The sequence below is a fragment of the Streptomyces sp. NPDC049970 genome (assembly GCF_040660235.1).
Taxonomy (GTDB): domain Bacteria; phylum Actinomycetota; class Actinomycetes; order Streptomycetales; family Streptomycetaceae; genus Streptomyces.
In genome coordinates this window covers 1-26,129 of sequence record NZ_JBFALP010000034.1, presented here as the reverse complement: position 1 = coordinate 26,129, position 26,129 = coordinate 1, and the positions used below count along the sequence as shown (strand labels likewise).

The following is a 26,129-nucleotide window of genomic DNA, read 5'->3' as shown; positions in this document are numbered from 1 at the left end:
CTGCAGGGGGGACCCTGTGGGAGAGTAGGACGCCGCCGAACAATTATTCCGGGAAAGCCCCGTGCCCTTGTGGCACGGGGCTTTTCTGCGTTCCGAGCGTCTAGTGTCGAACCATGCGCTACGAACTGGTCATCTTCGACAACGACGGCGTGCTCGTCGACAGTGAGCCGATCTCCAACACCGTCCTGGCCGGCTACCTCACCGAGCTCGGCCACCCCACCTCGTACGAGGAGTCCCTCCGCGACTACATGGGGGCCGCCATCCACCGGGTGCACGACCTCGTGGAGGAGCGGACCGGCCAGAAGCTGCCCGCGGACTTCGACGAGGAGCTCCACCGGCGGACCCTCACCGTGTTCCAGCAGGAGCGGCTGGCCGCGGTCGACGGAGTCCACGAACTGCTGGGCGGGCTCGTCGCCGACGGAGTGGCGTACTGCGTCGCCTCGTCCGGGAGCCACCAGAAGATCGCCGCCGGGCACATGAACACCGGGCTCGACCAGTGGTTCGAAGATGAGTGGATCTTCAGCTCCCAGGACGTGGGCCGGGGAAAGCCCGCCCCGGACCTGTTCCTGCACGCCGCGGAACGCATGGGTGTCGCCCCCGAGCGGTGTGTCGTGATCGAGGACAGCCCGCTCGGGGTCGAGGCGGCCAAGGCGGCAGGCATGGACGTGTACGGATTCACGTCGATGATGCCGGCGGACCGGCTCGTCGGGGTCACCGGTCACTTCTCGGACATGTCGCAACTCCCCAAACTGCTCGCCTGACCGATCTACCCAGGAGTAGTTCCTGGCTCTACGCTCGCGGCCATGACGGATGCGCGGTTGCGGTACGGCAGAGCGTCCCTTGCCTTGAGCTTCCTGGTGCAAGGGGTGGCTTTCGCCCTGCTCGTGACGCGTATCCCGGCCATCCAGGACCGGTACGGGATATCCGACGGGCTGCTGCCGGTCTTCCTGGCCGCGGTCCCGGTCCTCGCGGGGGTCGCCAGTGTGGCCACCGAGAAGCTGGTCGCGCGGGTGCGGCCCGGGGTCGTGCTCAGGTGGGCGCAGCCCGTCGTGATGCTGGCGCTGCTGGGTGTGGGCGCCGGTGGCGAGGTGTGGCAGGTGGCTCTCGCGCTGGGAGTGTTCGGGCTGGCCGTCGGTGCGCTGGACGCGTCGATGAACATGATGGGTGTCAGCCTTCAGCGGGCGTACGGGCGCAGCATCATGCTGGGGTTCCACGCCGCGTACAGCCTCGGTGGTATCGCCGGCGCGTCCATGGCCTGGGCCGGGGCGCACTGGGACCTGTCGCTGCTGGTGTCCTACCTGCCGGCGGTCGTGGTCCTGCTGCCCGTGGTCCTGATCGGGAGCCGTTGGTACACGGAGGGCGGGGCCGGTTCCGACGGGCCGGCGGTGGAGCCCGGCGGCCGGGGGGCGTCCGTGCCGTTCAAGCTGCTGATGCCGCTCTGCCTGGTGATGTCGTTCGCGTACATCGGTGACTCGACGGTCTCCAACTGGAGCGCGAAGTACCTGCAGGACGTGCTGGGCGGGTCGGAGCAGCTCGCGACCGTCCCCTACAACGTCTACATGGTGACCACGCTGCTGGGGCGGGCGGTGGGTGACCTGGGGGTGCGGCGGTTCGGTGCCGTGGCGGTGGTGCGGGGTGGGAGTGTGCTGGCCGCGGTGGGGTTCGCGGTGGTGGCGGTGGCCCCGGCGGCCTGGTGGGGGATGCTCGGCTTCACGCTCCTGGGGCTGGGGCTCTGTGTGATCGTTCCGCAGACGTTCGCCGCCGCCGGCCGGATGTTCCCGGGTGCGAGCGATGTGGCGGTCGCCCGGCTGAACGTCTTCAACTACGTGGGCTTCCTCGTGGGGTCGCCGCTCGTGGGTGCGCTGGGGGACGCGTGGAGCTATCGGGGCGCGATGCTCGTCCCGATGGTCCTGGTGCTGGCGACGCTTGTGTACGCCCGGTCGTTCGGCGTGGAGCCCGCCCGATACGGTGGCGGGCATGAGCGGGCGCGCGCGGCTGATGTGGGATGAGGCAGTGACGGGGTACGACTTCGGGGCAGGGCACCCGATGGACCCGGTCAGACTCGCGCTGACGATGGGGCTGGTGCGGGCTTTCGGCCTCGATGGCGCGGTCGATGTCCGGTCCGCCAGGTCGGCCGGGGACTCGACGCTGCGGCTGGTGCACCGTGAGGACTACGTCGCGGCCGTCCGGGCCGCGTCCGCGGATCCGGGGGCCGCGGACGCGGCGTACGGGCTGGGGACCGTCGACGATCCCGCCTTCGCCGGGATGCACGAGGCGTCCGCGCGCATCGCCGGGCTCTCGGTGGGTGCCGCGGAGGCCGTGTGGCGGGGTGAGACCGCCCACGCGGTGAACTTCACCGGAGGGCTGCACCACGCGATGCCCGGGAGCGCCTCGGGTTTCTGCGTGTACAACGACCCGGCACTCGCCATCGCCAGGCTCCTCGAACTGGGTGCCGAGCGGGTGGCGTACGTGGATGTGGACGTCCACCACGGCGACGGCGTGCAGGCCGCGTTCTGGGAGGACCCCCGGGTGCTGACCGTGTCGTTGCACGAGCACCCGCGCACGCTCTTCCCGCAGACCGGGTGGCCGGAGGAGACCGGTGACGGTGCGGGTGCGGGTGGTGCGGTGAACGTGGCGCTGCCGGCGGGTACGGGTGACGCGGGGTGGCTGCGGGCGTTCCACGCGGTGGTGCCGGAGCTGCTGGCGGACTTCCGGCCGCAGGTCCTGGTGACGCAGCACGGTGCCGACACGCATTTCGAGGATCCGCTGGCCCATCTCGCGGTGTCGTTGGACGCGCAGCGGGCCGTCATGACGGCCTGTCATGATCTGGCCCACTCCTGTGCGGAGGACGGCCGGTGGGTGGCGCTCGGCGGGGGCGGTTACGCGGTGGTGGACGTGGTGCCGCGGTCCTGGACGCATCTCGTGGGGATCGCCGCCCACGCGCCGGTGGATCCGCAGTCGGTGATCCCGTCGTCGTGGCGGGAGGAGGCCTACGCCCGTACGCGGCAGTCCGGGCCGGCTCGTATGACGGACGGCCGTACGCCCTCGTGGAAGCCGTGGGAGGACGGGTACGACCCGGCGGACCGGCTGGACCAGGCGGTGCTGGCGACGCGGCGGTCGGTGTTCCCCCTGCGAGGGCTGCTGACCTGAGGCCCGGTTACGCCAACGGTGGTGCACAGTCCGGGTTTTGGCCCGTGGGCGCTGCCGGTGCGGGAGCATCGGGAGTGTGTTGAGCACCGGAGCGCTGCGCGCTCATCTGCTGGCGGCCCGGCTCGCCGGCCCCGTGGCCACGCCTCGGGAGACCAGCCTGCGGAGTTATCGGCTTTTCGCCGCGCGTGATCCCCGGGTTCTGCTCGGGCTCGATCCCGAGCGTTCCTGGGGTGAGCGCGATCTGCTGGAGCTGATGGCGGAGAAGTGCGGGGTCTCGGACGATCCCGGCCATGTCTCGGGTCCTGATGTGATCGATCCGGAGCGGACGCTGGTGGCGTTGGGCGCGTTCGGGGAGCGGCTCGCCGGGGCGGCGCGGAGGGGCGCTCCCGTGCTGTTCGGTACGGGGCATCCGCACCGGCTGCTCGGGTTCTACTCGGGTCTGGCAGACGCCTTGTCGGCGGCCGGGTGCCTCGTACTCACTCCCGCGCAGGGGCGATGTGTCGACATAACGACCCGGTTCGGCGTACGCACGTACAGCATCGATTACGTACGGGGTGTCGCGCTGGTGCGCGAACCGGGCGTGCGTGTCCCCGGGAGTGCGACCGGCGCGCACACCCACTCGCCGCTGCCGGTCAGGGCGGTGCTGGAGGAGATCGTGGGGGCCCGTGGGGTGCTGCCCGAGCTGGTGGTCGGGGACCACGGGTGGGTCTGCGGTGCAGGTCAGCTGGGCATCGAGGCCATCGGCCTGGCCGACACGGACGACCCCGCGCTGTTCGTGGGTGAGGCGGAGGGGCGGGTGTCCGTCGCCGTTCCGGTCGACGACGCCGTGCGGTCCGACCACTACCGGCCTCTCGCGCGGTATGTGCTCAATCGGGCTGCTCTGTCACAGTAGGCGGCCGATGGTCTCCCTCTTCCCCACTCGTATCACCCGCCCCTAATCTGGGGAGTGAGCGCACAACGACGAAGAGTCACCGGAGGGGAAGCCGGTGCGCGTCTCGTGCGGAAGGTACAGGTGGGTCATGGCTGCTGGCAGCGAGAGGCCTCTCAACGAGGTCAAGTTTCTGACCGTGGCGGAAGTCGCCTCGGTCATGAGGGTGTCGAAGATGACCGTGTACCGCTTGGTGCACAGCGGTCATCTGCCCGCGATCAGGGTGGGAAGGTCCTTCCGGGTACCGGAGCAGGCGGTTCACGAGTACCTTCGTGAGTCCTTCGTGGGGGTGCAGTCGGCCTGACGTCGCCCTCGGATTACGTCCCTCACCCGGTGGCGGGTAGGCTAGGCCGACGTAGGTCGTGTGGGCCCAGACGCCCCGCACCAGTGAAGAAGAAGTGAGCGAGGGTAGTCGTGGGCTCTGTTATCAAGAAGCGGCGTAAGCGGATGGCCAAGAAGAAGCACCGCAAGCTGCTCAAGCGCACTCGCGTTCAGCGTCGCAACAAGAAGTAGGCGAACGCGGTTCGTGATTCGGAGGCCCTCCCACCGTTCCGGTGGGAGGGCCTCCGTGCGTTTCGGGGACGGGTGTTCCGGGCGCGACCACGGTGTCGGTGTTGTGCGCTTCCGGTGGTATTCCCGCCATCGGTTCGGTAAAGCCCGCCTGGGGTCGTCACAGGGAAACATCCACCGGCTACGGTGACGGCCAGGGGAAGACCCCGTTCGGTGAACCAACGACGGAAGGCGCGGATCTTGGGGAAGATCGTGCTCGTCACAGGCGCGGCCCGGCAGCTGGGCGGCCGCTTCGTGCGGCGAATCCAACGCGACCCCGGCGTGGACCGGGTGATCGCCGTGGACGCGGTCGCGCCCTCGCACCAGCTGGGTGACGCAGAGTTCGTCGCGGCGGACATCAGGCAGTCGGGGATCGCCAGGATCCTGGCCGAGCGTGCCGTCGACACGGTCGTCCATCTGGACGTCTCCGCCAAGGCATCCGGCGGGGGCGGGCGGACGACGGTCAAGGAGACCAACGTCATCGGCACGATGCAGCTGCTCGGTGCCTGCCAGAAGTCCCCGACCGTCCAGCGGCTGGTGGTCAAGTCCAGTACGAACGTCTACGGCTCCGCCCCGCGTGACCCGGCGGTCTTCACCGAGACGACGCCGCCCAAGTCCCTGCCCAGCGGCGGCTTCGCCAAGGACGCGGTGGAGGTCGAGGGATACGTGCGCGGCTTCGCGCGGCGCAGGCCGGACGTGGCGGTGTGCGTGCTGAGGTTCGCGAACATCCTGGGCCCCGAGCCGGACTCGCCCCTCGCCGACTATCTGGCGCTGCCGGTCCTGCCGACGGTCTTCGGCTACGACCCCCGGCTCCAGTTCGTGCACGAGGACGACGTCGTCGACGTACTGGAGATCGCCGCCGGCGAACCCCGGCGCGGGACGCTGAACAGTGGCACCTTCAACATCGCGGGCGACGGGGTGCTGCTGCTCTCGCAGTGTTCGCGGCGTCTCGGGCGGCCGACCGTGCCGCTGCTGCTGCCGGCCGTCACCTGGGTGGGGTCGGCGCTCCGTACGATCGGTATGACCGACTTCTCGCCCGAGCAGATCCGGCTGCTCACCCACGGCAGGGTGGTCTCCACCGTGCAGATGCGCGAGACCCTCGGTTTCCGCCCGGAGTTCACCACCGCCGAGACGTTCACGGAGTTCGCGCGGAGCCTGGGGGCGGGTCTGCTGCCTCCCGACCGGGTGGGCAGGGCGGTCGGCAGGCTCGCCGAGCTGCCGCTCGCCGGGGGACCGGCCGGTACGACACATTCGACGCACGGCGCCAGGTAGAGGAGCGCGACCGACGATGGCGGACGCCAAGGTCATTCCGTTCGACGACGACCGTTCGCGCTCAGGCGCGGCGCGGCGCAGAGGGGTGCTGCCGGGCGGCGGCCGGGTCCAGGTGCCCGCGGCGTCCGGCCCTGCGCCCGTGAGCACCCTGCCGGGCGGGCAGCTGCCGGAGGGGGCCGCAGAGGCCGCCGGTGCGGCCCCCCGGGGCGAGGGCGAGGGTCAGGGGGGCGGCTGGGACCGGCGTGTCGCGGGCGGACTGGCGTTTCTCCGGCGCCGGCTCACGGGTGACTACGACGTCGACGAGTTCGGCTACGACGAGGAGCTGACCGACCAGGTCCTCATGTCGGTGCTCCGGCCGCTCGCGGACAAGTACTTCCGGGTCGAGGTGAAGGGCATCGAGAACATCCCGTCGGACGGCGGTGCGCTCATCGTGGCCAACCACTCCGGGACGCTGCCGCTCGACGGGCTGATGCTCCAGGTCGCGGTGCACGACAACCATCCGGCCGGGCGCCATCTGAGGCTGCTCGCCGCGGACCTCGTGTTCATGCTCCCGGTGGTCAACGAGCTGGCCAGGAAGGCCGGGCACACGCTGGCGTGCGCGGAGGACGCGGAGCGGCTGCTGCAGCGTGGTGAGGTCGTCGGTGTGATGCCGGAGGGTTTCAAGGGCATCGGCAAGCCGTTCGGTGAGCGCTACAAGCTGCAGCGCTTCGGGCGGGGCGGGTTCGTCTCGACGGCGCTCCGGGCGGGTGTGCCGATCGTGCCGTGCTCGATCGTGGGCGCGGAGGAGATCTATCCCATGATCGGCAACTCCAAGACGCTGGCGCGCGTCCTGGGGGTCCCGTACTTCCCGGTCACGCCGACGTTCCCGTGGCTCGGGCCGCTCGGGATGGTGCCGCTGCCGACGAAGTGGACGATCCAGTTCGGGGAGCCGATCCCCACGGACGGGTATCCGCCCGAGGCCGCGGAGGACCCGATGCTGATGTTCAACCTGACGGACCAGGTGCGGGAGCAGATCCAGCACACGCTGTACAAGCTGCTGGTGCAGCGCCGTTCGGTCTTCTTCTGACCGCCGGGCACACGTGGTGGGGCCGCCCGGTCAGGGCGCCCCCACCACGTGTGCGATGCGGCTGTTCCCTACGGCTCGACGTCCTCGCCGTCGATTCCCAGGCCGGGCAGCAGGCCCGGGAGCAGGGGCGGCAGGGTGACGTCCGGTGCCGGGGAGGAGCCGGAGGTGCCGCCCGGGGACGACGGGGTGGTGCCGTCCGTCGGGAGGTCGTCCAGCAGTCCGTCCGCGCCCCCGTCGAGCAGTCCGTCGCCCGAGCTGCTGCCGGAGCCTGAGGGCTTCGGCGGGGTGCTCGTGGACGCGCTGTCGTCGGGTGCGGCGGAGGAGGAGGGCGCTGTGCGGCCGGGCGCCTTCGAGCCCCGGTCGTCCTGCGGTGAGCCGGCGGGCGGGGCGTCCCTGTCGGTGCCCGGGGTGCGGGGCAGCAGGGACTTGAGCGGGGCGACCTCCTCGTCCATCGCGTCGAACACGGAGCTGACCTTCGCCCCGACGTCGGTCAGCTGGACGGGCAGCCGGTCGCGCAGGCTGCTCCAGCCCGCGCGGTGCGAGCGGGAGAAGGTGTCCAGGGTCTGGATGGGGCCGATGGAGCCGTCGCGCCGGTAGGCGGAGTGGAGCAGGCGGTGGCCTTCGGTGGCGTCGTGCGTCACGCCGTCGAGCGCGCGCCTGACCTGGCCGATCGACTCGTGGTCCATGGCGCCCGCCCGGCCCCGCTCCATGAGCCGGCGGGCTTCGCCGAGTCGGGTCGAGGCCTGGTCGAGGTAGACCTCGCCCCGGTCGGCGTCGCTGTCGGCCATGCCGAGGCTGAGGTCCTCCATGCCCCGCTTGAGCGGGTAGAGGGAGTCACCGGGCAGGGCGTCGGAACTGGCAGCGGCCACTCCGCCGAACGCTCCCGCGGCCACACCGACCGTGAGTCCGCCCGCGGTGAGGCCCTTCGCCCAGCGGGAGCGGGGACGCAGCCTCCGGATCGGGGAGGCCCGGTGCGCTCCCTTGTTCCGTTGTTCTGGCACCGTAGGGCCCGTGGACGCACCGCCTTCGGCGAACATGGTCTCCATGGCCGCGACGAGCTGGGCTCGCTGCACCACTTTGACCTCGGGATCGAATTGAGGCTCCGGTAGCTCGCCGAGGCCGTTCGCCAGGGCCAACAGCGTTCCGTGGTCGGCCGGTTGGGCCGGGTCCTCGGGCTGTACGGCCGCCGCACCCTGGGGGGACTGCTCCTCCAGGGCCTGGGCGAAGGCGTTCGCCCGCCGGTGTGCCGAAACGTTTGCGATCACTGGCGGCACCTCCTCTCGTCATGACGGTCGACTCCCCTGAGGGTCCGGAAGGTTGCCCACCGGAGGCGTTCCACACGATCGAGCGGGTGGAAACGGTCTGGTGCGGCGACAGGGGGCCTGCATCCGGCACAACGAGCGGCGCGGCAGATGGGTTACGGACGAAAGATGATCCGATCGGTGTGTCACGCACACGTCACGGATGGTGACCTCAGCGGGCGTCGTCCGGCAGCAGTCGTGCGAGCGTGCGCACGGCTCTGTACTGCAAGGTCTTGATCGCGCCCTCGTTCTTTCCCATCACGCGGGCGGTCTCGGCGACAGAGAGACCCTGCAGGAATCTCAGCGTGACGCACTCCTGCTGCTGCGGGTTGAGGCGGCGTACGGCCTGGAGCAGCGCGGCGTTGGAGAGCGACTCCAGGACGGAGTCCTCCGGGCTCCGGGCGACCTCGTTGGCGTCGAGCATCTCGCCGGTGGTCACTTCCAGTCGGAAACGGCTGGACTTGAAGTGGTCGGCGACCAGGTTCCTGGCGATGGTGACCAGCCAGGCGCCGAAGTCGCGGCCCTGCCAGGTGAAGGTGGAGATACGGCGCAGTGCGCGCAGGAACGTCTCGCTGGTGAGGTCCTCCGCTGTCGCCTTGCCTCCCACGCGGTAGTAGATGTACCGGTACACGGTGTCGCTGTACTGGTCGTACAGGCGGCCGAAGGCATCGGCCTCACCTGCCTGCGCGCGCTCGACGAGATCCATCATGCGCGCGCTGTCGCTGTCGGCTGTGGGCCGGCGGACGGCGGGCGTGGCGGCGGTGGCACCGCGGGTGCTGCGTCTTCCTACGGCCGCGCCGCGTTCGGCCAGGGCGTAACAAGGGCCGGCAGGTACAGGGGTGGCAAATTGGGGGACGGCGTACGCGGTGGGGACGAAACCGCGCAGGCGGTCGGCGACCGTTGCGCGGAGCGTAGCCAGGCCCGAGGTGTCAACCCCGACGTGTGGGTACACGGGACTCCCAGAGGCAGAGCTTCCATCACGTGCAGTTCAATTCCGTCACTCGTGGTAGCGGGTGGCGGGCTCTTTGTGCGTCTGAGGAGAATAACGCTTCGTACAGGCCGTGCTACACCCAGTTGCTCAAATCATCGATTACGTCGCTTCCGTAACCTCTAAGTGACGGTTCGAGTCGCACATCGTGACTGTTTATTGATCGAATTCCTTCGAGAACTGCATGCGGGGGCGACGGGTTGTGGTCGTCGGAACGCAACGCGACTGGCCGGAGCGATGGGTGTCCGTGCCCGTGGTTCCGCTCCCGATTGGCCGTAAGTACCCCGGCGCGCCGCTCCGGGGGTGTGCCGGAGCCCCCGGAGCGGGGTGTCCGGGGCGTGCGGAACCGGCGTCCGGCCCGAACGGGTGGACGAAGGGGTACGGGGGCGGGCGAAGGGTCAGCGGCGGCGGCGGTGCAGGGCCACGGCCGCCGCCGTGCCGCCGGCCAGGGCGCCGACGCCCGCCGCCGCGGGGATGCCGACCTTGGCGGCCTTGCGGCCGGTGCGGTAGTCGCGCAGCCGCCAGTCCAGGGCGCGGGCGTGCTTGCGGAGCTTGGTGTCCGGGTTGATCGCGTACGGATGGCCGACCAGGGACAGCATCGGGATGTCGTTGTGGGAGTCGCTGTACGCGGCGCAGCGCTCCAGGTCCAGGCCCTCGGCCGCCGCCAGCGCGCGTACCGCCTCGGCCTTCGCCGGGCCGTGCAGGGGTTCGCCGACCAGCCGGCCGGTGTAGACGCCGTCGACCGATTCGGCGACCGTGCCCAGGGCGCCGGTCAAGCCCAGGCGCCGGGCGATGATGGTGGCTGTCTCCACCGGGGCGGCCGTGACGAGCCACACCTTCTGGCCGGCGTCGAGGTGGGCCTGGGCGAGGGCGCGGGTGCCGGGCCAGATGCGGTCGGCCATGTACTCGTCGTAGATCTCCTCGCCGATGGACATCAGCTCGGAGACGCGGTGGCCCTTGACGATCGAGAGGGCGCTGTCGCGGGCGTCCTGCATGTGCTCCGGGTCCTCGACCCCGGCCAGCCTGAACCAGGCCTGCTGCCAGGCGAACCGGGTGAGTTCGCGGCGCTGGAAGAACTTGCGCTTGTACAGGCCGCGGCCGAAGTGGAAGATCGCGGCGCCCTGCATGACGGTGTTGTCGAGGTCGAAGAAGGCTGCTGCCCGGTCGTCGCCTGCCACCGGGAACGGGGGCTCGCGGTCCTCCGCGGAGGGGGCCGGCTGCTCCTCGGCGCCGGTGGTGAGCGCCGACTTCTGTGCTGCCTCGGCTGCCGCCTCGCCTGCGAGCACGCTGCGTGCCGTGGCGGGGCGCCTGCGGGGGGTGAGCCATCCAAGTGCGGCCATGTCGTGAGCATAGCCATTCTGTTCGGCTGTTCCCGACCCGGCGGGATACGCCGGGGTGAACTCTCCGGGGCCGGGGTGTCGAACGGGTGGTCGCGAGGTCCGTGGGCGGGGTCCGGGGGAGGAGCAGAATGAAGGTATGAGTGCTCTGCTGCGTCGTGCGAGGAAGAAGCCCGCGGACCGGGTGGTGACCCTGGTGGGGAAGCCCGGCTGTCACCTCTGTGACGATGCCCGGCTGGTGGTGGGCGCCGTCTGCGAGGAGACCGGTGCGTCGTGGGTGGAGAAGGACATCACGCGGGACGAGGAGCTGTACGCGGAGTACTGGGAGCAGATCCCGGTGGTCCTGGTCGACGGCGAACAGCACACCTTCTGGCGGGTCGATCCGGCGCGGCTGCGCAAGGCCCTTGGTGCGTGAGGGGGGATTCCCGCGTGAAACCCGGTTAACATCATGGGCGTTTTGAGTGGTCTCGGGGGCGTGGACATGAGGAGTGTGTACCGTCTTGCCCCCTTCGGGCCCGCAACGGACCGACGTCGTCCCCGGTTCCGGGGGTGCGCAGGGAATATGCGTGACCCCGGTCACTTTGACCGGACAAAACGGACACCATCTTTGTGCACGCGTTCACAAAGACATAGCCTGCTGTCGACGGGGCGGTCATAGGACATACGACCGCCTGCAGCCCCGCTCATCCCGCAGGAGCACCGTGGCAACTGGCCGAACTCACCGACCGGCGACCCGTAGCCGAGGAATTCCCGAGGCCACCGTCGCCCGGCTTCCGCTGTATCTCCGCGCACTCACGGCGCTCTCCGAGCGCTCGGTTCCCACGGTCTCCTCCGAGGAACTCGCCGCGGCCGCGGGGGTCAACTCCGCGAAGCTGCGCAAGGACTTCAGCTACCTGGGCTCCTACGGCACGCGTGGTGTCGGGTACGACGTCGAGTACCTCGTCTACCAGATCTCCCGCGAGCTGGGGCTCACCCAGGACTGGCCGGTCGCGATCGTCGGCATCGGTAACCTCGGCGCCGCGCTCGCCAACTACGGCGGTTTCGCCTCACGCGGTTTCCGGGTCGCCGCCCTGATCGACGCCGACCCCGCCATGGCGGGCACGCCCGTGGCCGGGATCGCCGTCCAGCACACCGACGACCTGGACCGGATCATCAGCGACAACGGTGTGTCCATCGGCGTCATCACCACTCCGCCCGGCGCGGCCCAGCAGGTCTGCGACCGCCTCGTCGCCGCCGGTGTGACCTCCATCCTGAACTTCGCGCCGACGGTGCTCTCCGTGCCCGACGGTGTCGACGTGCGCAAGGTCGACCTCTCGATCGAGCTCCAGATCCTCGCCTTCCACGAGCAGCGCAAGGCCGGTGAGGAGGCCGCCGCCGACGGCAGGGCGACCGCGGACGGCGACTCCGACGCCGGTGCGCCGCCGATGCGCGCCACTCCCGGCGGCCGCAAGGGGCCTGATGGGGACATGCCTGCGGTGATGCCGGCATGAGTCTCCTCGTCGTAGGGCTGAGCCACCGCAGCGCCCCCGTGTCCGTCCTGGAACGGGCGTCGCTCGCGGCCGAGGCGCAGACGAAGCTTCTGCAGGACACGCTCGCCGCGGAGCCCGCGACCGAGGCGGCCGTCCTGGCCACCTGCAACCGCATCGAGCTGTACGCGGACGTGGACAAGTTCCACGCGGGTGTCGCCGAGCTGTCCACCCTGCTCGCCCAGCACAGCGGCGTGGGTCTGGACGAGCTCACTCCTTATCTCTATGTGCACTACGAGGACCGCGCCGTCCACCACCTCTTCTCGGTGGCCTGCGGGCTGGACTCGATGGTCGTCGGCGAGGGCCAGATCCTCGGCCAGATCAAGGACGCGCTCGCGCTGGGACAGGAGCTCCACACAGCGGGACGCCTGCTGAACGACCTCTTCCAGCAGGCCCTGCGGGTCGGCAAGCGCGCCCACAGCGAGACCGGGATCGACAGGGCCGGGCAGTCGCTCGTCACCTTCGGTCTGGAGCAGCTGGCCGACGGCGCCGATGTCCCCGAGTGGGCGTCCGGCAAGCGCGCCCTGGTGATCGGCGCGGGTTCGATGTCCTCGCTCGCGGCGGCCACGCTGGCCCGTGCGGGTGTCGAGGAGATCGTCGTCGCCAACCGGACCCGGGCACGCGCGGACCGGCTCGTCGAGATCCTCGGCCAGGCCGGCGTCCCGGCGGCCCGGGCCGTGGAGATGGCCGGTGTCACGGACGAACTGACACGTGCAGACGTGGTCGTCTCCTGTACCGGGGCGACGGGCCTCGTGCTCACCGCCGAGGCCGTCGCCGGTGCGCTCGGCGTCGACTTCGACTCGGCGGCGCAGGCGCCCTCGGCCCCCGTCGCCGCCGCGCCCGACGAGCTGGAGCAGCACGCGGCGTGGGTGGAGAACGGTTCCGCCACGGCCGCCGCCCAGGACCGGGCCGTACGCCGGGTGCCGGTGCGCCTGCCGGTCGACGGCCCCGCCCGGCTCCACCTGCTGGACCTCGCGATGCCGCGTGACATCGACGGAGCCGCGCACCGCGTCGCCGGTGTGCGCCTCGTCGACATCGAGTCGCTCGCCGAGGCGTCCGCGGACGCCCCGATGGCCGCCGATGTGGACCAGGTGCGCACCATCGTCGCCGACGCGGTCGCCGCCTTCGGAGCCGCCCAGCGCGCCGCCCACATCACTCCGACCGTGGTCGCCCTGCGCACCATGGCCGCCGATGTGGTGACGGGCGAGATCGCGCGGCTCGACGGCCGCCTCCCCGACCTCGACGAGAAGCAGCGCGCCGAGATCACCCAGACCGTGCGCCGCGTCGTCGACAAGCTCCTGCACGCGCCCACCGTGCGGGTCAAGCAGCTCGCCAGCGAGCCCGGCGGTGCCGGATACGCCGACGCGCTGCGGGAACTCTTCGACCTCGACCCGCAGACGGTGGCCGCCGTCTCCCGGGCAGACCTGAACGACCCGAATAGAGGGCGGTCATGACCGACAACTCACCCCTGGGTGGGGAGACACCACCACCGCTACGGCTGGGCACCCGGCGCAGCAAGCTGGCCATGGCGCAGTCCGGCATGGTCGCCGAAGCGGTCCGCGAGGTGACCGGGCGTGCCGTCGAGCTCGTCGAGATCACCACGTACGGGGACGTCTCCCGGGAGCAGCTGGCGCAGATCGGCGGGACCGGCGTGTTCGTCGCGGCCCTGCGCGAGGCGCTGCTGAGCGGCGAGGTGGACTTCGCCGTCCACTCGCTCAAGGACCTTCCGACCACGCAGCCCGACGCTCTCGTCCTGGCCGCGGTGCCGCCGCGCGAGGATCCGCGTGACGCGCTGGTGGCGCGGGACGGGCTGACCTTCGAGCAGTTGCCGCCCGGTGCCCGCATCGGCACCGGCTCGCCGCGCCGCATGGCGCAGCTGAACGCGTACGCCCGCTCGCACGGCCTCGAGATAGAGACCGTCGCGATCCGCGGCAACGTCGATACGCGCATCGGTTTCGTACGAAGCGGGGAGCTGGACGCGGTGGTTCTCGCCGCCGCCGGACTCAGCCGCCTCGGACGCACGGACGAGGTCACCGACTTCCTGCCGGTCGACACCGTCCTGCCCGCTCCCGGTCAGGGAGCACTGGCGATCGAATGCGCTGAAAGCAGCGCGGACCTCGCCGCAGCCCTCGCCGAGCTCGACGACCCGTACACCCGGGTCGCCGTGACCGCCGAGCGCGCCCTGCTCAACGCCCTGGAGGCCGGATGCTCCGCACCTGTGGGTGCGCTGGCCGACCTCCTGGCCGACGGGCAGGTTGTCAACGAACTGCGCCTGCGCGGTGTCGTCGGTTCCACCGACGGCGCTTCCCTGGTGCAGCTGTCCATCACCGGTCCCGTCCCCACGTCGCACGACGACGCGGCGGCCCTCGGTCGCGAGCTCGCGGCCGAGATGCTTGCCAAGGGTGCGGCCGGTCTTATGGGGGAGCGAGCACTTTGAGCCCCACCGGCCCTGTCGTATCCGACTTCCCTGTCCTGTCCTCAGGGCATGTCACCTTCCTCGGCGCCGGTCCCGGCGACCCGGGACTGCTGACTCTGCGCGCCGTCGAGGCGCTTGCGAGCGCGGACGTCCTTGTCGCGGAACCCGAGGTTCTGGACGTCGTCCGCTGCCATGCGCGGGCAGGGGTGAGCACACCTGAGATGACGGTTGTTGACGTGGCGTCAACACCCGCCGGAGTGCCCGTTCTCAGGGACGCCGCCAATCTTGTCATGGAGGCAGCGAAGGGCGGCAGGCGGGTCGTTCGTGCCGTCGCGGGCGACCCCGGCCTGGACGGTGACACGGGTGCGGAGATGCTCGCCTGTGCCGCCGCGGGCGTCCCCTTCGAGGTCGTGCCCGGTATCGCGAACGCCGTCGGTGTGCCGGCGTACGCCGGTGTGCCGCTGCGTGACGGGCAGGGTGCCGATGTGCGCTTCGTCGACGCGCGTACCGCTTCGGACCGCTGCTGGTCCGAGGTCGGGGCGAGTGACGCGACCGCGGTCGTGTCGGCCTCGCTCGACTCGGTGGCCGCGGCCGCCGGTGAGCTGGTCTCGGCGGGCCGCAAGCCCGACACTCCGCTCACGGTCACGTTCGCCGGTACGACGACGCGCCAGCGCACCTGGACGGCGACCCTCGGAACGATCGCCCAGGTGCTGAAGCAGGCGAAGGTCCTCCCTTCCCCGGAGGGGCACCTGCCGGTCATAGCCGTGGTCGGGGAGCGCAGCTCCGCTGCCCAGCGCGACCAGCTCGCGTGGTTCGAGTCCAAGCCGCTGTTCGGGTGGAAGGTGCTCGTGCCGCGTACGAAGGAGCAGGCGGCGTCGCTCTCCGACCAGCTGCGGTCCTACGGCGCGGTGCCGCACGAGGTTCCGACGATCGCAGTCGAGCCGCCTCGTACGCCCCAGCAGATGGAGCGTGCGGTGAAGGGCCTGGTCACGGGCCGGTACGAGTGGATCGCCTTCACCTCGGTCAACGCGGTGAAGGCGGTGCGGGAGAAGTTCGAGGAGTACGGGCTCGACGCCCGTGCCTTCGCCGGGATCAAGGTCGCGGCCGTCGGTGAGCAGACCGGTGCGGCGCTCGTCGACTTCGGTGTGAAGCCCGACCTGATGCCGTCCGGCGAGCAGTCGGCCGCCGGTCTGCTGGACGACTGGCCGCCGTACGACCCGGTCTTCGACCCGATCGACCGGGTGTTCCTGCCGCGTGCGGACATCGCGACGGAGACCCTGGTGGCCGGGCTCATCGAGCTGGGATGGGAGGTCGACGACGTCACCGCTTACCGCACGGTCCGCGCCTCGCCGCCGCCGGCCGAGACCCGGGAGGCGATCAAGGGCGGCGGCTTCGACGCGGTGCTCTTCACCTCGTCCTCGACCGTCCGCAACCTGGTCGGTATCGCGGGCAAGCCGCACAACGTGACGGTCATCGCGTGCATCGGTCCGGCCACGGCGAAGACCGCCGAGGAGCACGGCCTGCGGGTCGACGTGCTGTCCCCGGAGCCGTCGGTGCACAAGCTGGCCCAGGCGCTGGCCGACTTCGGCGCGCAGCGCCGGGACGCGGCCAAGGAGGCCGGTGACCCGGTGACCCGGCCGAGCGAGCGGCGCCCGGGTGCGCGGCGTCGCAGGACGACGACCTGAGGGTCGTCGACGGATCGTGTGCGGGGCCCGGTCGCTTCTTCGCGGAGCGACCGGGCCCCTGCCCGTGGTCCGGCCTGTTTTTCCGGCTGGGCTGTCGGTAAACCGGTGATGTGTGCGGGTCTAGTCTCGAAGGATGACCGATTACGGAAACTTCCCCGGCTCGCGCCCCCGCCGGCTGCGGACGACCCCCGTCATGCGGCGCATGGTCGCCGAGACCCGGCTCGACCCGGCGAACCTGATCCTGCCCGCGTTCGTGCGCGAGGGCATCGACGCGCCGGTCGCCATCTCGGCCATGCCGGGTGTGCAGCAGCACACGCTGGACACGCTGCGGAAGGCCGCCGTGGACGCGGTCGCGGCGGGCGTCTCGGGGATCATGCTCTTCGGTGTCCCGCTGGACGAGAAGAAAGACGCCCGGGGTACGGCGGGCACCGACCCGGACGGCATCCTCCAGGCCGGTCTGCGCGCGGTGCGTGAAGAGGTCGGCGACGATCTGGTGATCATGTCCGACCTCTGTCTGGACGAGTACACCGACCACGGCCACTGCGGGGTGCTGACCGATGACGGCCGTGTCGACAACGACGCGACCCTGGAGCGGTACGCCGAGATGGCCCAGGTCCAGGCGGACGCCGGCGCCCATGTGGTGGGACCCAGCGGGATGATGGACGGCCAGGTCGGTGTGGTCCGCGACGCGCTGGACCAGACGGGCCACGAGGACGTGTCGATCCTGGCCTACACCGCGAAGTACTCCTCGGCGTTCTACGGCCCGTTCCGTGAGGCCGTCGGCTCCTCGCTCAAGGGCGACCGCAAGACGTACCAGCAGGACCCGGCGAACATCCGCGAGTCGCTTCGGGAGCTGGCGCTGGACCTGGAGGAGGGCGCCGACATGGTGATGGTCAAGCCGGCCGGCCCGTACCTGGACATCGTGGCCAAGGTCGCCGACGCGGTGGACGTGCCGGTCGCGGCGTACCAGATCAGCGGCGAGTACGCGATGATCGAGGCCGCCGCGGAGAAGGGCTGGATCGACCGGGACGCGGCGATCCTGGAAAGCCTGACGGGTATCCGACGCGCGGGCGCGCGGATGATCCTGACGTACTGGGCCACGGAGGTCGCGCAGCGGCTCGGACGCTGAGGCCCGCGGGCCCGCCGCTCGGGTCCCGGCGCTCGGGGGCCGAGCTCCGGGACGCCGGGTCACTCGTGGTCCGACGCCGCCTCGCCGACAAGATCCCGCCCCACGTACCGCCGGTTCCCGTGCGGGACGAGCCGGCCGCCCAGGTCCCCGGGGCGATGACGGAGTGCACCGGGTGCGGAGCGCCGGGGCGCCCGGAGGCCCTGCGCGACGGCCTCTGCCGACCCTGTCGGCTGCCCGGTCGGGAGGTGCGGGAAGCCGCCGTCGGCCTCCCCGCCGAACGGGATGTGCGTACCTGCGTCGCGGGGTTGCGCGACATGCTCAGGTCCCCCTGACATCTGCGTTGAGCCGGGCTGCCTGGCGCGTCAGGTGGTCGCGCTCGGCGAGATCGGTTGCCTTGTGGGCCGCCTCGGCGTACAGCCGTGCCGCCTTCGCCAGGTCGCCGTCGCGCTCGTGGAGGTACGCCGCCACCGCCGTGTGGCGGGGCAGTGAGGCGTCGAGCGCCGCGAGCGCCGCCAGGCCTGCGCGCGGCCCGTCGGCCTCCCCGACGGCGACCGCGCGGTTGAGCCGGACGACCGGGTTGTCGGTCAGGCGGGCCAGTTCGTCGTACCACTCGACGATCTGCACCCAGTCGGTCTCCTCGGCGCGGGGTGCGTCGGCGTGGAGTGCCGCGATGGCGGCCTGGGCCTGGAACTCGCCCAGCCGGTCGCGGGCGAGAGCCGCCTGGAGGATCCCGACGCCCTCGGTGATCGACCCGGTGTCCCACCGGGCGCGGTCCTGCTGGGCGAGCGGTACCAGGCTTCCGTCGGGTGCAGTCCTGGCCGCGCGCCTGGCGTGGTGGAGGAGCATGAGGGCGAGCAGCCCCGCCACCTCGGGGTGGTCGATCGCGGCCGCGAGCTGCCGGGTGAGCCGGACGGCCTCGGCGGCGAGGTCGACGTCACCGGAGTAGCCCTCGTTGAAGACCAGGTAGAGGACGCGCAGCACGGTGGCGACGTCGCCTGGCCGGTCGAGACGCACCTGGGAGACGGTGCGCTTGGCCCGGCTGATGCGCTGCGCCATGGTCGCCTCCGGCACCAGATACGCCTGGGCGATCTGGCGGGTGGTCAGCCCGCCGACGGCGCGCAGTGTGAGCGCGACCGCGGACGACGGCGTCAGCGACGGGTGGGCGCAGAGGAAGTAGAGCTGGAGTGTGTCGTCCAGGCCCTGCGCGGGCCCGGGCGCCGGCTCCATGTCGACACGGTCCTCGCGCCGGCGACGGGCGGCGTCGGCCCGCGTCGCGTCGAGGAACTTGCGCCAGGCCACGGTGACCAGCCAGCCCTTGGCATCCCGCGGCTGGTCGGCGGGCCGGTCGCGGAGCGTCTCGACGAGCGCCTCCTGTACGGCGTCCTCGGCCGCCGCGAAGTCTGCTCCGCGGCGGACGAGGATCCCGAGCACGCTCGGTGTGAGGCTTCTCAGCAGGGTCTCGTCCATCGACGAGGTCACTCCGTGACGGTGGGCGGCGCGGTCAGGAACGGGCGCACCTCGAGCCACTCGTGGATCGGCTTCCCGCCCGCACCGGGGGCGGCCGACAGCTCCCCGGCGAGCTCGACGGCACGGTCGTGGTTGTCGACGTCGATGATCATCCAGCCGGCGATGAGGTCCTTGGTCTCCGCGAACGGTCCGTCGGTGACCGGCGGGCGTCCCTCGCCGTCGTAGCGCACCCATGCTCCCTCGGGGGCGAGGGCCTGGCCGTCGACGAACTCGCCCGTCTTCTCCAGCCGGGCGGCGAAGTCGTTCATGTACTTCATGTGGGCCGAGATCTCCTCCGGCGTCCACCGGTCCATGGGTACGTCGTTGACGGCGGACGGAGCGCCGCGGTAGTGCTTGAGCAGCAGGTACTTGGCCATCGTGTTCCTCCTCGCTGGTGCGGCCCATTGTGGCCGCGTTCACCCCGGGGACGGAGCTGGACGCGGGTTCTCGACATCCCCGGCGGATTCTTTTCGGGTTTTCTTGACCGGGCCCGCTCCGGCAGTGACCTGGCCGCCGCCGGCCTCGGGATTCCTGTCCGGCGCGTACCGCGAGGGCCGCCCCGGCGCTCTCACCACCGGCCGCTCCGGGCTCACTCGGCCCCGCGGGTCTCATGGGCTCACCGACGCGGTCCCGGTGGGCCGGTCCGCAGAGGCCGCGTCGGCGTAGCGACGGGCCAGGTGTGCGAAGGCGGCGGTCAGTTCCGCCGGGCCGACGACCTCGATCGCGGCGTCGAACCTGCCGATGGTGGCGGCCAGGCCGTGCCAGGACCATGCGCCCAGGGCGAGCCGGCAGCGGTCCGGGCCGAGTTCCTCGACGATCCCGTCGAGGGCGTAGGGGGCCACCGAGGCGGCGGCCGTGTGGAGGATCACCTCGCCCCGGCAGGGATGGTCGCCGGGGGTTCCGGCCCCCCGGAACCTGCCGGCCACGAACGCCGCCACATCGCCGCCGGGCACCTCGCGCGCGGAGAACCGCGGGCCGGTGGGGACGCGCGGGGTGATCCGGTCGGCGCGGAAGGTGCGCCAGTCGTCGCGGTCGAGATCCCAGGCGACGAGGTACCAGCGCCCGGCGCAGGTGACGAGGTGGTGGGGCTCGGCCCGTCGCGGCGGGTGGTCGGCCCGGTCGCCCACGGGGGCGGCGTAGTCGAATCGCAGGACCTCGCGGGCGTGGACCGCGCTGCCGAGTGCCGTCAGGGTGCCGCTGCCGACCTGGGCACCCTGTCCGGTGGCGGTCCGTTCGACGGCGGTGACCTTCAGGGCGTCGACCCGGTGGCGCAGACGCGCGGGCATCACCTGGCGGACAGTGTTCAGTGCGCGCGCGGCGGCCTCCTCGACCCCGGCGCCGCTCGTGGTGACGACCTGGAGGGCGAGGGCCAGTGCGACGGCCTGCTCGTCGTCGAACAGCAGTGGGGGGAGTTCGGCGCCGGCCTCCAGCCGGTACCCGCCCTCCGGGCCCTTGAAGGCCGCGATCGGGTAGCCCAGTTCGCGCAGCCGGCCGACGTCACGGCGCACGGTGCGCGAGCTGACGTCCAGCCGCTCGGCCAGCAGCGCCCCCGGCCAGTCCCGGCGGGCCTGCAGCAGGGACAGCAGTGCGAGCAGTCGGGCTGAGGTCTTCGGCATGACGCCATGGTCCCCGATGCAGCGGACACATCCTGTCCGCTACCCCTGTGAGGGTGGTTCCCGGGGGCGGCCAGGTGCGGCACCCCTGCCGCTCACGAGCGCCCTCCCCGTATCGGTCCATCCGACTTCCAATGCCAGGAGCCACCCATGTCCGTCACCTCGGTGACCCATCTGAACTTCCGGGGAGACGCCCGCGCCGCGCTCGGGTTCTACCACTCCGTGTTCGGCGGTGACCTGGCCGTCGTCTCGTACGAGGAAGCGGGGGACACCCGGAATCCCGCCGGGCCCGACCAGGTGGTGTGGGGCCAGGTGGCCGCGGAGAACGGATTCCGCGTCATGGCCTACGACGTGCCGTCGCAGCTGCCGTGGGACCGTGGAGTGAACTCCTTCTTCGTGTCCCTGCGCTGCGGGACCACACGGGAGGTGTCCGACCACTGGGAGAAGCTGTCGGTCGGGGCGACCGTCGTGCAGCCGCTGGAACCCGCCCGGTGGGCGCCGCTCCACGGAATGCTCGAGGACCGCTACGGCGTCGTGTGGGTCCTGGACGTCGCGAGCGGAGAGAACGGGTGAGGCGGTCCGCACCTCTGGTCCCCGCGGCGACGGCGGAAGGAAGGATCCCGTGACCGTCCTCGACAGCCGCGCACTGAACCGGGCGACGCTGGCCAGGCAACTGCTCCTGGAGCGTGCGGACATGAAGCCGTCCGACGCCGTGTCACATCTGTGCGGCCTCCAGGCACAGGAGCCGCAGGAGCCGTTCACCGGGCTGTGGTCACGACTGCGCGGGTTCGATCCGGCGGCACTGGACGGACTGCTGACGGGGCGGACCGTGGTGCGCACCCACCTGATGCGGCGCACCGTCCACCTCGTCACCGCGGCCGATGTCCTGGCCTGGCGGGCCAGGCACGAACCGATGCTGCGCCAAAGGGTCCTGGGTACCTACCGCCGTGAGCTCGACGGGGTGGACCTCGGCGAACTCGCCTCCGCCGCCCGGGCGGTGACTTCCGACGGCGAGCCGCGCACGATGACCGAGATCGCCGCCGCCCTCGTCGGCCGGTGGCCCGCCCCGGGCCGCAGGGCGCTGGGCGAGATGGTGGTCGCCGCCCTCGTCCCGATGGCCCAGACGCCGCCGCGCGGGCTGTGGCGTGTGAAGGCGGGGGTACGCAACACTCCGCTCGCCCACTGGCTGGGCCGGGAGCCCGCCCCTCCCGCTCCGGACGGCACGGACCCGGTGGGTGCGGCGCTGGTACGCCGCTACCTGGCCGCTTTCGGGCCCGCCGCGTCGGCGGACCTGCGCGCCTGGTGCGGTCTCGCCGGGCTGCCCGCGGCGGTGGCGGCCGTGCGGGGGGAGCTGATCGCCTTCCGCGACGAGCGCGGCCGTGAGCTGCTCGACCTGCCCGACGCACCGCGCCCCGACCCCGCGACTCCCGCGCCCGTACGGTTCCTGCCGGCGTTCGACAACGCGGTCCTCGGCTACCACGACCGCGGCCGGATCATCGACGACGGCCACCGCGGCCTCTCGGTCGAAGGGGCGCGGGTGGTGCTGGTCGACGGCCGCGTCCGTGGCACCTGGACCGTGGACGCGGGCACGGTGGCCGTCAGCCCGCTGCGCGGACTGACCCGCGCCGAGCGGGCCGCCGTCGTGGAGGAGGGCGGGAGCCTGGCGTCGTTCCTGTCCGGCGGTGAGTCCGACGGCGTACGCGTCACCGAGGGGTGAGCGACCGCGCACGCGTGCTCCGGCTCCTGCTCAGTCCCACCAGAACGACCACGTCTCCTGACCCAGGAGGTACTTCTCGGCGTATTCGGCGAGGCCGTTCGGCGGGGCCGCGTCGATGTTGTCCGGGCAGAACGCGAAGTGCTCGGCAGCCAGTGCCCGTGCCTCCGCCCGGGTGGTGGGAGGCCGGCCCACGGACACGGTCATGGTGTCGAAGCCGAGCGCCACGACGCGGATGTCGAAGCGGTCCTCCCAGGAGCGCAGCACGGCGCAGAGCCGGGCCACGTCGTTCTCGTGGTTGAGCGGGCCCGACCAGCCGATGGCCGCGGGTATGTCGGCGCTGCGCCGCGCGGGCACGAGCGCCGTCCTCATGTTCTCCGTGAGCTGGTCGGCGATCTCGGCGGCCAGCTCGTCCGGCGTCTCGGGCGAGCCACCGGACGGGGCGGGCGCCAGGCCGGGCCACTCCGCCCCGTCCTCCAGCTCTTCGGAGGCGCACTCCTCCCAGAACTCGGCGAGGACGTCCTCGACTTCGTGGTCACCCGGATACGAGGTCCCGGCCGGGTCGAGGTCCCAGTCCTCGGGCCACTGGTCCCGGTGCCCGCCGTCCACCAGCAGCGGGAGCAGACCGAGTGGCCGGCCTGCGGCCCGCAGCCTGGCCCAGTCGCCCGGCTTCGCGTACTCGTCGGCGTACCAGAGAAGGGGCTCTCGCCACGGGTCGTCGATCGTGGTGTCCACGAGCGTGCCCGGCGGAAGGGCCAGCAGGGGCAGGGGATTCGGGAGCGTCGCCATACAGGGGACTCTAGGAGCCGTCACTGACAACGCCGGGTTCGGCTCCGGGCTACGAAGGGCCGCGAAGGCGGATAAGGCCGACCGGGTCGGGGTGACGGTGCGGGTGGGCCCTCGGGCTTCCCGGAGCGCGGATGCGGCCGGCGCCGGTGTGCGCGGGCCGGCGCCCGCCGTCGGGGAGGGCGTGGCACCTGTTCCGCGGTGTCACGTCCGTCCGCGATTCGAGTGGTCAGTACATGAGGGCGTCGTTCATGTCGGTCTGCCAGTAGGTCACGCTCAGCGTGCTGTCGACGTACACGGCCTTGCCGAGCGGGACGTTCTTCGACGGGCCGGAGGAGCCGCCGCCGCCCTCGCGGCCCTGGAAGCTCACGGTCAGCCTCTTGGTGGAGTAGCCGCCCGTGCCGCTTCCGTCGGCGGAGGAGGTCGTGACGCCCGCGTAGGCGGACTGTCCCGGGCTCAGGGTGACGACGGCCTGCGGCTTGCTGTCCTCCTGGACCGGCGGGGTGGACTGTGCCTCGCCGAACCGCAGGAAGGGGTGGTGATAGGCGTTGCACGCCTCCGAGCCGGTGTTGGTCACGGTGAGCAGCATGTGGTTGACGGGGCGGGGCACGGGCGTGAGCGTCACCTTGGAGTTGCCGCCGTCGCACGCCCGGGTGACGGGGCCGTCTCCCTTTCCGCCGCCCTGCCGCCTGTCCGCGGCGTGCTCGGCATCGGCCGGGCGGGAAACGGAACCGCTGTCGGCGTCCGAACCGGAATCCGCGGTGGAGCCGGACTCCGGCTTCTCGTCGCCCTGGTCCGCCGGTGTGCCGGTGGCGGCCGGGGGCTGGGGGGACGGGGTGTCGGAAGCCGCTGCGGAGGATCCCGCCGCGGCCTGGCCGCCGTCCTGACAGGCGGTCAGCGAGAGGGCGGCGACGAGTGCCGCCGTGCCCAGGGCGGTGGTACGGGCCGCGTGGCTGAAGCGAAGGGTGCCCATCAGGTGGTTCTCCCCGTTCGGAAAGGTTCGGTCCTGCCCGTTGCGCCGCTTGGGCGTGCCGGGCGGTGCTGGGTGTACTGGACAATGAGGAGCGGTCAGAGGTGCCACAGGAGAGTGACGAGGGTTGCCGTGGAGGCGATCAGCACTCCTGCGGCGACGACGTCCGTCAGGCTGAGTTCACGAAAGGTCCGCACTGCGCCTCCGGGCTGACGAGGTGGTGTTCGGCGGTCTGGCCACATCCTGTGGCGGGTTGGATCCCGGCGGCAACGGATGCCGGCAGACTCGGGACGCCGGAACGGTCAAATGGGCTCTGACCTGCTGAGACGTGACCCTCCTGGAATGCCGTTCCGGGACGGAGCAGAGGGAGATGACGGTCCGAGTGGGTACGGAGATCCAGGACTTCGCGGCAGAGCTCCGGCGGCTGAAGGAGCGGTCCGGGCTGAGCTACGGGGCGTTCGCCCGGAAGCTGCACATGAGCACGTCGACGGTCCACAGGTACTGCAACGGCGACGCCGTGCCGGCCGACTACGCGCCGGTCGAGCGCTTCGCGCGGGTGTGCCGGGCCGGCCCCGGCGAGTCGGTGGCGCTGCACCGGAAGTGGATCCTGGCCGACGAGGCCAAGAGGCGGGGCGCGCGGCGGCCGGAGGCAGGGGCGGGCACCGCTCCGGAGCCGGCGGGGGCAGCCGGGGGCGGCGGTCCGGACCACGCCGGGTCTGCCGAGCCCGGACCCGCGGCAGGACCTGACGGCGACGCGGCGACGAGGGACCGGCCGGAGTCCGAAGCGGAGCCGGTATCCCGGCCCGAAGCGGAGGATCGAACCGGAACGACCGGACCCGAAGAGGCGGGGTCCAAAGAGGCCGGGTCCAAAGAGGCCGCCGGGTCCCGACCGGACACGCCACCCGAACCTGCGTCCGCGGGCGAGGGCACGACGGGGGACGTGACACCCGCGGGGCGCCGCCCCAGGGCCTCCGGGCGACTCCGGACCGCCAGGCCACGCGCCTTCCTCGCCGCCCTGGCCTTCGTGGCGCTCACCGTCCCCGCGGCCGTGGGCCTTCACGGGCTCACGAGGGAGGAGGCGTCCGACGGCGTGCGTGTCGGCGATACGTCTGCGCCCTTCGTGCCGAGCGGTGCCGAGGGCGTGAGCCCCCTCGCCGAGGCGAACCGCTCGGGGCTGTCGGCCCCCGCCGCCGGCCGCCCTGCCACCGGCCGCCCCGACACCGGGCCCTCCGCCACCGGGCCCTCCGCGTCACCCCGCGCGACGGAGGGGAAGGGAGGCGACGCGGAGAGCGGTGGCGTCCCCGTGAACGCCACCATCAGCTCGTACAACTGGGAGGAGCCGTGCGGGCAGCTCTATCTGCTCGACCAGGAGCCGGACGACGTACCGCCGCCTCCCGCGCCGCAGGACACCCGGGGCTGGGCGAAAGCGCTCGGCGGGGTGGACGGAGGCGCCATGAGGCTCGCGCTCACCCTCCAGGGGACGTCGGAGGAAGCGGTCGTGCTGACCGGTCTGAACGTGCGGGTCCTGGCCCGGAATCCGGCGCTCGCCAGGTCGGCGTACTCCATGGGGACCGGTTGCGGGGGCGGGATCACGCCGCAGTCCTTCGATATCGACCTGGACGACGGCCGGCCCCGGACGGAGCCGGTCGCCGGCACGGACGGCGACGTGGTCGTCCCCGCGAAGGACTTTCCGTACCAGGTGACTTCGACCGATGTGGAGGTGTTCCACCTGGACGCCCACGTGGAGGGCCACGACGTCAGCTGGTACCTGGAATTGGCATGGACCAGCGGTGGACGGAGCGGAACGGCGAGGATCGACGACGGGGGCAGGCCGTTCCGTACGAGCAGCGTCACGGCGCGGCCGGAGTACCGCTACCGTCCCGATATCGCCCAGTGGGAGCTCACGGACATGTGAGCGGCCCGCCACGGGGTACGAGAGGTTCCGGAGCACGAGGGGCCGGCGTCGTCGTCGCCCGCCCACCGCCATCGGAGGAGCAGGGGAAAGATGACCAGCCGCACAGACGAGAGGCCCGTGAGCGGGAGACCCGACGGACAGTACGCCGAGCGCACCCTGCGCCTGCGCCGACGGCTGGAACGACTGATCGGGATCGCGGCGACCGAGGGCAACGAGGTCGTCCCGCTGCGCAACGGTGACCAGATCTTCGCCGCGATGCTGGGTGCCATCCGTGGCGC

25 protein-coding genes and 1 pseudogene are annotated in these 26,129 nt (G+C 71.7%); 18 read left to right on the top strand and 8 right to left on the bottom strand.

What is annotated here, in order from left to right; genetic code table 11:
• The first annotated feature begins 113 nt into the window (after positions 1–113).
• The 8 genes from AB0I83_RS30970 (at position 114) to AB0I83_RS30935 (ending at position 6,965) form a co-directional block, all read left to right on the top strand.
• Entirely contained in the window at positions 114–761 is a 648-nt protein-coding gene (locus AB0I83_RS30970; protein ID WP_363307007.1) for an HAD family hydrolase, read from the top strand.
• A gap of 42 nt (positions 762–803) precedes the next feature.
• Positions 804–2,009 carry an MFS transporter gene (locus AB0I83_RS30965; RefSeq protein ID WP_363307006.1) on the top strand — a complete coding sequence of 402 codons (1,206 nt, stop codon included), beginning with the start codon at positions 804–806 and terminating at the stop codon, positions 2,007–2,009.
• On the top strand, positions 1,978–3,150 hold the full coding sequence (locus tag AB0I83_RS30960) for an acetoin utilization protein AcuC (RefSeq protein ID WP_363307005.1): 1,173 nt from the start codon (positions 1,978–1,980) through the stop codon (positions 3,148–3,150). The genes AB0I83_RS30965 and AB0I83_RS30960 overlap by 32 nt, the downstream gene beginning before the upstream one ends.
• Before the next feature lie 76 nt (positions 3,151–3,226).
• Positions 3,227–4,042 carry a phosphatase gene (locus tag AB0I83_RS30955; RefSeq protein WP_363307004.1) on the top strand — a complete coding sequence of 272 codons (816 nt, stop codon included), beginning with the start codon at positions 3,227–3,229 and terminating at the stop codon, positions 4,040–4,042.
• A gap of 127 nt (positions 4,043–4,169) precedes the next feature.
• Positions 4,170–4,382 carry a helix-turn-helix domain-containing protein gene (locus tag AB0I83_RS30950; RefSeq protein WP_326629376.1) on the top strand — a complete coding sequence of 71 codons (213 nt, stop codon included), beginning with the start codon at positions 4,170–4,172 and terminating at the stop codon, positions 4,380–4,382.
• 110 nt (positions 4,383–4,492) lie between these two features.
• Entirely contained in the window at positions 4,493–4,591 is a 99-nt protein-coding gene (locus AB0I83_RS30945; protein WP_003948845.1) for an AURKAIP1/COX24 domain-containing protein, read from the top strand.
• Between the two features lie 237 nt (positions 4,592–4,828).
• Positions 4,829–5,899 carry an NAD-dependent epimerase/dehydratase family protein gene (locus tag AB0I83_RS30940; RefSeq protein ID WP_363307003.1) on the top strand — a complete coding sequence of 357 codons (1,071 nt, stop codon included), beginning with the start codon at positions 4,829–4,831 and terminating at the stop codon, positions 5,897–5,899.
• Positions 5,900–5,915: 16 nt separating this feature from the next.
• Entirely contained in the window at positions 5,916–6,965 is a 1,050-nt protein-coding gene (locus AB0I83_RS30935) for a lysophospholipid acyltransferase family protein (RefSeq protein WP_363307002.1), read from the top strand.
• A 68-nt stretch (positions 6,966–7,033) separates the two neighbouring features.
• On the opposite strand, the gene AB0I83_RS30930 is transcribed toward AB0I83_RS30935, so the two are convergent.
• The 3 genes from AB0I83_RS30930 to AB0I83_RS30920 form a co-directional block, all read right to left on the bottom strand.
• Positions 7,034–8,230, bottom strand: coding sequence for a DUF5667 domain-containing protein (locus AB0I83_RS30930; RefSeq protein WP_363307001.1), 1,197 nt, complete (start codon positions 8,228–8,230; stop codon positions 7,034–7,036).
• 208 nt (positions 8,231–8,438) lie between these two features.
• Positions 8,439–9,218, bottom strand: a complete 780-nt coding sequence (locus AB0I83_RS30925) for an ECF subfamily RNA polymerase sigma factor, BldN family (protein ID WP_356537810.1) — start codon at positions 9,216–9,218, stop codon at positions 8,439–8,441.
• Positions 9,219–9,652: 434 nt separating this feature from the next.
• Positions 9,653–10,594 (bottom strand): HAD-IB family hydrolase, encoded by a 942-nt coding sequence (locus AB0I83_RS30920; protein WP_363307000.1) that lies wholly within the window; start codon positions 10,592–10,594, stop codon positions 9,653–9,655.
• A gap of 136 nt (positions 10,595–10,730) precedes the next feature.
• On the opposite strand from AB0I83_RS30920, the gene AB0I83_RS30915 reads away from it, so the two are divergent.
• The 6 genes from AB0I83_RS30915 (at position 10,731) to hemB (ending at position 17,347) form a co-directional block, all read left to right on the top strand.
• Complete coding sequence (locus tag AB0I83_RS30915) at positions 10,731–11,006, top strand: glutaredoxin family protein (protein ID WP_356844194.1); 276 nt, start codon at positions 10,731–10,733, stop codon at positions 11,004–11,006.
• 286 nt (positions 11,007–11,292) lie between these two features.
• Complete coding sequence (locus tag AB0I83_RS30910) at positions 11,293–12,081, top strand: redox-sensing transcriptional repressor Rex (protein ID WP_356537807.1); 789 nt, start codon at positions 11,293–11,295, stop codon at positions 12,079–12,081.
• Positions 12,078–13,571 carry a glutamyl-tRNA reductase gene (locus AB0I83_RS30905; protein WP_363306999.1) on the top strand — a complete coding sequence of 498 codons (1,494 nt, stop codon included), beginning with the start codon at positions 12,078–12,080 and terminating at the stop codon, positions 13,569–13,571. Before AB0I83_RS30910 ends, AB0I83_RS30905 begins: the two co-directional genes overlap by 4 nt.
• Positions 13,568–14,554: a hydroxymethylbilane synthase gene (gene hemC / locus AB0I83_RS30900; RefSeq protein ID WP_356537803.1), complete on the top strand. Its 987-nt coding sequence runs from the start codon at positions 13,568–13,570 to the stop codon at positions 14,552–14,554. The genes AB0I83_RS30905 and hemC overlap by 4 nt, the downstream gene beginning before the upstream one ends.
• Positions 14,551–16,218, top strand: coding sequence for a bifunctional uroporphyrinogen-III C-methyltransferase/uroporphyrinogen-III synthase (locus AB0I83_RS30895; RefSeq protein ID WP_356844192.1), 1,668 nt, complete (start codon positions 14,551–14,553; stop codon positions 16,216–16,218). Before hemC ends, AB0I83_RS30895 begins: the two co-directional genes overlap by 4 nt.
• 133 nt (positions 16,219–16,351) lie before the next feature.
• Positions 16,352–17,347, top strand: coding sequence for a porphobilinogen synthase (gene hemB / locus AB0I83_RS30890; RefSeq protein ID WP_356537800.1), 996 nt, complete (start codon positions 16,352–16,354; stop codon positions 17,345–17,347).
• Between the two features lie 318 nt (positions 17,348–17,665).
• Here hemB and AB0I83_RS30885 read toward each other — a convergent pair whose 3' ends face one another.
• The 3 genes from AB0I83_RS30885 to AB0I83_RS30875 form a co-directional block, all read right to left on the bottom strand.
• Positions 17,666–18,814, bottom strand: coding sequence for a DUF6596 domain-containing protein (locus AB0I83_RS30885; RefSeq protein ID WP_363306998.1), 1,149 nt, complete (start codon positions 18,812–18,814; stop codon positions 17,666–17,668).
• Positions 18,815–18,822: 8 nt separating this feature from the next.
• Positions 18,823–19,230, bottom strand: a complete 408-nt coding sequence (locus AB0I83_RS30880) for a YciI family protein (protein ID WP_356537798.1) — start codon at positions 19,228–19,230, stop codon at positions 18,823–18,825.
• Positions 19,231–19,461: 231 nt separating this feature from the next.
• Positions 19,462–20,469 carry a WYL domain-containing protein gene (locus tag AB0I83_RS30875; protein ID WP_363306997.1) on the bottom strand — a complete coding sequence of 336 codons (1,008 nt, stop codon included), beginning with the start codon at positions 20,467–20,469 and terminating at the stop codon, positions 19,462–19,464.
• A 147-nt stretch (positions 20,470–20,616) separates the two neighbouring features.
• On the opposite strand from AB0I83_RS30875, the gene AB0I83_RS30870 reads away from it, so the two are divergent.
• Both AB0I83_RS30870 and AB0I83_RS30865 read left to right on the top strand, forming a co-directional pair.
• The gene (locus AB0I83_RS30870) at positions 20,617–21,039 is read left to right on the top strand and encodes a VOC family protein (protein ID WP_356537794.1); all 423 of its coding nucleotides are present in this window, start codon (positions 20,617–20,619) and stop codon (positions 21,037–21,039) included.
• A gap of 49 nt (positions 21,040–21,088) precedes the next feature.
• Positions 21,089–22,183 carry a winged helix DNA-binding domain-containing protein gene (locus tag AB0I83_RS30865; RefSeq protein ID WP_363306996.1) on the top strand — a complete coding sequence of 365 codons (1,095 nt, stop codon included), beginning with the start codon at positions 21,089–21,091 and terminating at the stop codon, positions 22,181–22,183.
• Positions 22,184–22,213: 30 nt separating this feature from the next.
• Here the strand turns inward: AB0I83_RS30865 and AB0I83_RS30860 are convergent, their stop codons facing one another.
• Positions 22,214–22,969, bottom strand: a complete 756-nt coding sequence (locus AB0I83_RS30860) for a DUF4253 domain-containing protein (RefSeq protein ID WP_363306995.1) — start codon at positions 22,967–22,969, stop codon at positions 22,214–22,216.
• A 226-nt stretch (positions 22,970–23,195) separates the two neighbouring features.
• Positions 23,196–23,939, bottom strand: a complete 744-nt coding sequence (locus AB0I83_RS30855) for a DUF4232 domain-containing protein (RefSeq protein WP_363306994.1) — start codon at positions 23,937–23,939, stop codon at positions 23,196–23,198.
• 367 nt (positions 23,940–24,306) lie between these two features.
• Here AB0I83_RS30855 and AB0I83_RS30850 point away from each other — a divergent pair, with 367 nt between their 5' ends.
• Entirely contained in the window at positions 24,307–25,851 is a 1,545-nt protein-coding gene (locus AB0I83_RS30850; protein ID WP_363306993.1) for a helix-turn-helix domain-containing protein, read from the top strand.
• Between the two features lie 90 nt (positions 25,852–25,941).
• A pseudogene (locus tag AB0I83_RS30845) lies at positions 25,942–26,129 on the top strand (cardiolipin synthase B); the annotation flags it as partial.

What these genes read in the sequence shown, in the direction of transcription:
- AB0I83_RS30880 (WP_356537798.1), bottom strand. Translation starts at nt 19,230, where the DNA reads ATGGCCAAGTACCTGCTGCTCAAGCACTACCGCGGCGCTCCGTCCGCC.
- hemB (WP_356537800.1), top strand. Translation starts at nt 16,352, where the DNA reads ATGACCGATTACGGAAACTTCCCCGGCTCGCGCCCCCGCCGGCTGCGG.
- AB0I83_RS30965 (WP_363307006.1), top strand. Translation starts at nt 804, where the DNA reads ATGACGGATGCGCGGTTGCGGTACGGCAGAGCGTCCCTTGCCTTGAGC.
- AB0I83_RS30920 (WP_363307000.1), bottom strand. Translation starts at nt 10,594, where the DNA reads ATGGCCGCACTTGGATGGCTCACCCCCCGCAGGCGCCCCGCCACGGCA.
- AB0I83_RS30850 (WP_363306993.1), top strand. Translation starts at nt 24,307, where the DNA reads ATGACGGTCCGAGTGGGTACGGAGATCCAGGACTTCGCGGCAGAGCTC.
- AB0I83_RS30870 (WP_356537794.1), top strand. Translation starts at nt 20,617, where the DNA reads ATGTCCGTCACCTCGGTGACCCATCTGAACTTCCGGGGAGACGCCCGC.
- AB0I83_RS30915 (WP_356844194.1), top strand. Translation starts at nt 10,731, where the DNA reads ATGAGTGCTCTGCTGCGTCGTGCGAGGAAGAAGCCCGCGGACCGGGTG.
- AB0I83_RS30970 (WP_363307007.1), top strand. Translation starts at nt 114, where the DNA reads ATGCGCTACGAACTGGTCATCTTCGACAACGACGGCGTGCTCGTCGAC.
- hemC (WP_356537803.1), top strand. Translation starts at nt 13,568, where the DNA reads ATGACCGACAACTCACCCCTGGGTGGGGAGACACCACCACCGCTACGG.
- AB0I83_RS30905 (WP_363306999.1), top strand. Translation starts at nt 12,078, where the DNA reads ATGAGTCTCCTCGTCGTAGGGCTGAGCCACCGCAGCGCCCCCGTGTCC.
- AB0I83_RS30950 (WP_326629376.1), top strand. Translation starts at nt 4,170, where the DNA reads ATGGCTGCTGGCAGCGAGAGGCCTCTCAACGAGGTCAAGTTTCTGACC.
- AB0I83_RS30875 (WP_363306997.1), bottom strand. Translation starts at nt 20,469, where the DNA reads ATGCCGAAGACCTCAGCCCGACTGCTCGCACTGCTGTCCCTGCTGCAG.
- AB0I83_RS30855 (WP_363306994.1), bottom strand. Translation starts at nt 23,939, where the DNA reads ATGGGCACCCTTCGCTTCAGCCACGCGGCCCGTACCACCGCCCTGGGC.
- AB0I83_RS30960 (WP_363307005.1), top strand. Translation starts at nt 1,978, where the DNA reads ATGAGCGGGCGCGCGCGGCTGATGTGGGATGAGGCAGTGACGGGGTAC.
- AB0I83_RS30885 (WP_363306998.1), bottom strand. Translation starts at nt 18,814, where the DNA reads ATGGACGAGACCCTGCTGAGAAGCCTCACACCGAGCGTGCTCGGGATC.
- AB0I83_RS30935 (WP_363307002.1), top strand. Translation starts at nt 5,916, where the DNA reads ATGGCGGACGCCAAGGTCATTCCGTTCGACGACGACCGTTCGCGCTCA.
- AB0I83_RS30860 (WP_363306995.1), bottom strand. Translation starts at nt 22,969, where the DNA reads ATGGCGACGCTCCCGAATCCCCTGCCCCTGCTGGCCCTTCCGCCGGGC.